We start from the raw sequence: 3,449 nt of genomic DNA on the forward strand, positions 1-3,449 counted from the left end.
CCGACTCCGTTGATCGAGTCGATGATTCAGCGTGACGTGACCAGCATGACAGCGATGTCGTTGAAATCCGATTCGGATGCGACGATGAGTTTTTGCGGCGTCGATGGCGGCGGCAACCACTTCGTCTATCTGGTCGACAGCAGCGGCAGCATGGGCGACGCGTTTGATTCGGCGCGTGCGGAGTTATTGCAATCGATTCGCTTGCTGACATCCGATCAGCGTTTTTATGTCATCTTCTTCGATGCCGAACCCGACTACATGCGGCTGTCATCGCTCGACGAAGACGAGCCACGCAGTGTGTATGCGACGGCGGAGAACAAGCAGAAGCTGCAGCGGTGGGCGATGACGATCAAGATGGATCGCGGCCGGGCGCCCTATGACGCCTTGCCGTTCGCATTGGAATTGAACCCGGACGTGATCTTTCTGTTGTCCGACGGCGAGTTCCCCCAGCGGATCGAGGACATGCTGGGGGAGATCAATCGGATCGACAATCTATTCGGTGACGACGGTCCGATCAGCATCGTGCACACGATCGGCTATCACAGCCGAGAGGGCGAGAGCCGGATGCGGCGGATCGCGAAACAGAACGGCGGCCAATACCGGTACGTCCCCAAACCAAGCAACTAACGCTCGATCCAGGGATTGTCGGTTTCGCTGATCGGCACCTGCGAGGTGACGAACTTGACGATCTCGGGGATCACCTGAGCTGATTCATTGACCAAGAAGGGGCCTCCCAAGGGCTGCTTGACCTGCAGCAATTCCAGCCCCTCGGGATCTTTGCCGCCGGTAAGTTTCTTCTTGGCCGCCTCGACCCGTTTGTAGATTCGATCCGTGTCGCTCTGTTCGGGCGAACCTTCCCCGACAACCATCATGATCGGCAATGAGGCGACGGTGGGAACTGCGATCGAGGTTTCGATCGGCACCCCCTTCAACAAGCGTTCGGGCGACACCAGTACCAACGCCTTGACGTCTTGGCCTTGTTTACGCGTCCCGACCGGCACAAAACTCCAATCGCGTTGGGTCCAGCCGGCGGCCAACACGCACCCTTCGCGGATGCCGATGACGACCAGCGCGTTCAAATTCAGCTTGCCCTCGTTGTTTTCCTTTTCCAGGAACGCTTTGGCCGCATCCAGGTCGTACTTGACGATCGCCAGAACGTGTTGCTTGCGCATCCGTTCCAAATCGAATTCCTGCGTTTCCCCGCGTGGATCGGTGTACTCTCGCGATCCACCGTGTCCGCGATAGTCGAGCGCCAAGACGGCGCAACCGGCATCACGAAGTGCGATACAGAGCTTGCCGTAGGGCGCCTTTTGGCCTTTCCACTCATGGACGATCATCACCGGGATCGCCGCCTTGCCTTTATTGGAACCGAAATAATATCCGCTCAGTTCCAAACCGTCCTTGGTCGGCAATTTGACGGGGCCCGGCGGAGGCGGCGGTTCCACCTTCTTCCGGGGACCTTGTGCGGACAGAGTCGACTGCGTCAACAACGTCAGTGTGAACGCAAGGATGACAACTCGTACGGACAAACGGCACATTCTAAACTCCTGGGCAGACAATCTCGGTTGGCAATCTCGGTTTGCTCATTTCCCTCTATTATGCGCTGAAACAAGCCCCAATGCCTAATTGAGAAGCTCTAAAAAGGCCCGCATCCACGCGGGATGGGCCGGCCAGGCCGGTGCGCTGACCAGGTGTCCGTGCGTGTGAGCCGAATCCATCGTCGCGGCCGGCTCGACATATTTCCCACCCCCGGCGGTGACTTCGAACTGCACCGCAGGGTAGCAACTGCAGTCTTTTCCGACCAAGACGCCTGCCGCTGCCAGGATTTGCGGGCCGTGGCAGATCGCGGCGATCGGCTTCTTTTCGACGTCAAATTGCTTGACAATCTCCAGCACCCGGGCGTTGAGACGCAGGTATTCCGGCGCCCGGCCACCCGGCACCACCAAGGCGTCATAGCTCGCGACGTCGACCCCGGAAAAGTCGGCGGTGATGGCGAAGCGGTGCCCGGGCTTTTCGCTGTAGGTCTGGTCACCGTCGAAATCGTGGATCGCCGTGGCCACCGTGTCACCGGGCGTTTTGTCGGGACAAACCGTGTCGACCGTATGCCCCATCGTCTGCAGGATCTGCAGCGGCACCATCGCCTCGTAATCCTCGACATAGTCTCCGACGATCATCAAAATCTTTTTGCCCATTTGAATTTCCCTTGCGGTAAGTAGAGTCTTGCGTTTTCCGACTCCGGCCGGATTCCGGTTCGAAATCGTAACCTAGAGTGGCAATGAAATTTAAACCGGGGGATACGTTTATGCGATACGCGATACTACTGAGCACACTGCTGATCACATCGATCACACCCACATCGGCGACCTCTCCGACCGGCTGGAGCCCGATCATTCTGCCGACCGGTGAGTACCGGGCGAGCATTAAATCGATGCCGATCGAGCAACGCCCGGGTCGTCTGCTGCACGTCTACGGCAACACGGTCCGGTTGTTGGACCAATCCCGTCGCGGCACGCCGGCGCGACCGATGCGACAAATCTTCTTGGGCACCACAGACCTTCGCACCGACGTGCTCGGCCGAGAATAAATCGTCCTTTCGTCGCGCGGTGCGGTTTTGGTACCGAAGAATCATGAGAGTGATTCGCCCTGATCAGCCCACCCAAACACCCTCCCTGGACCTACCGCCGACGCAGCCTGACGCGATTGTCGGATTTGACGCACTGCGCGCGATCGCGGCGTTGGCAGTCGTCGCACTGCACGCCGGCGTTCCCTATGCGCGGCACCCGATGCCCGGTTTGGTTTGGCCCGTGTGGGATACCAGCAGCCGGATCGTCGATGCCGTGTTCTGGAGCATCGAAGTCATCATCATGCCGTTGTTCTTGATGATGGCAGGATTCTTGTTGTGTCGTTCTTCACACCGAGACTCCCCCAACCGTCTGATTCAATCCAAAGCGAAACGGTTGCTGATTCCGTTGGCTTTTGGCATCGTCGTGATCCTGCCGATCAGCCTTTACATTTGGACCGCGGGTTTGGTGGTCGAAGGCGTTGTGCCGGCGATCAAACTGAAAAGTCTGAAATTCCCGACACCGATTTCCGAACAGATCTGGGGCCTGAGTCATCTGTGGTTTCTGCTCTATGTTTTTCTGTACGTTGTTGTCGCTGCCTGTCTGATCCAGACTGCTTCGCGAACCCCGTTTGCACGAATTTCTCAAGCGGTTTCGCGGCCGAAGGTGCTGCTGGCAATCCTGGCGACTGTCGCGGTCACCACCTTGGCGGCGGCGCCCCAAGTCGTCTGGGGGTTCCAGCACGCGTTTCTGCCGGTTCCAAGTAAGTGGATCTATAGCGGTGTCTTTTTCGCAGCCGGCTACGGCCTCGCGATCCACGACGGGCAACTGCAATGGGTCGCCCGATCATCCCCCCGGCTGTTGGCCCTTGGCGCCGTCCTGCTCAGC

General features: G+C 58.5%; 4 protein-coding genes and 1 pseudogene. 3 read left to right on the forward strand and 2 right to left on the reverse strand.

Going from position 1 to position 3,449, the window contains the following annotated elements; genetic code table 11:
- Positions 1-627: pseudogene (locus tag ABX749_RS26515) on the forward strand (hypothetical protein); the annotation flags it as partial.
- On the opposite strand, the gene ABX749_RS26520 reads toward ABX749_RS26515, so the two are convergent.
- Positions 624-1,538, reverse strand: a complete 915-nt coding sequence (locus ABX749_RS26520) for an alpha/beta hydrolase (RefSeq protein WP_372898653.1) — start codon at positions 1,536-1,538, stop codon at positions 624-626. The pseudogene ABX749_RS26515 and the gene ABX749_RS26520 sit on opposite strands and share 4 nt — an antisense overlap.
- Positions 1,539-1,622: 84 nt before the next feature.
- Positions 1,623-2,192: a DJ-1/PfpI family protein gene (locus tag ABX749_RS26525; RefSeq protein WP_095737578.1), complete on the reverse strand. Its 570-nt coding sequence runs from the start codon at positions 2,190-2,192 to the stop codon at positions 1,623-1,625.
- 110 nt (positions 2,193-2,302) lie between these two features.
- Between ABX749_RS26525 and ABX749_RS26530 the strand changes: the two genes are divergently transcribed.
- Together ABX749_RS26530 and ABX749_RS26535 are read left to right on the forward strand one after the other, a co-directional pair.
- Positions 2,303-2,584, forward strand: coding sequence for a hypothetical protein (locus ABX749_RS26530; protein ID WP_372898654.1), 282 nt, complete (start codon positions 2,303-2,305; stop codon positions 2,582-2,584).
- A 49-nt stretch (positions 2,585-2,633) separates the two neighbouring features.
- The coding region (locus ABX749_RS26535; protein WP_372898655.1) for an acyltransferase at positions 2,634-3,449 on the forward strand (816 nt) is incomplete at its 3' end.

This window comes from Stieleria sp., assembly GCF_041595215.1.
Lineage (GTDB): Bacteria > Planctomycetota > Planctomycetia > Pirellulales > Pirellulaceae > Stieleria > Stieleria magnilauensis.

Bases quoted from the DNA above. Each gene is read 5' to 3' on its own strand.
- ABX749_RS26520 (WP_372898653.1), bottom strand. From the start codon at position 1,538: ATGTGCCGTTTGTCCGTACGAGTTGTCATCCTTGCGTTCACACTGACG.
- ABX749_RS26525 (WP_095737578.1), bottom strand. From the start codon at position 2,192: ATGGGCAAAAAGATTTTGATGATCGTCGGAGACTATGTCGAGGATTAC.
- ABX749_RS26530 (WP_372898654.1), top strand. From the start codon at position 2,303: ATGCGATACGCGATACTACTGAGCACACTGCTGATCACATCGATCACA.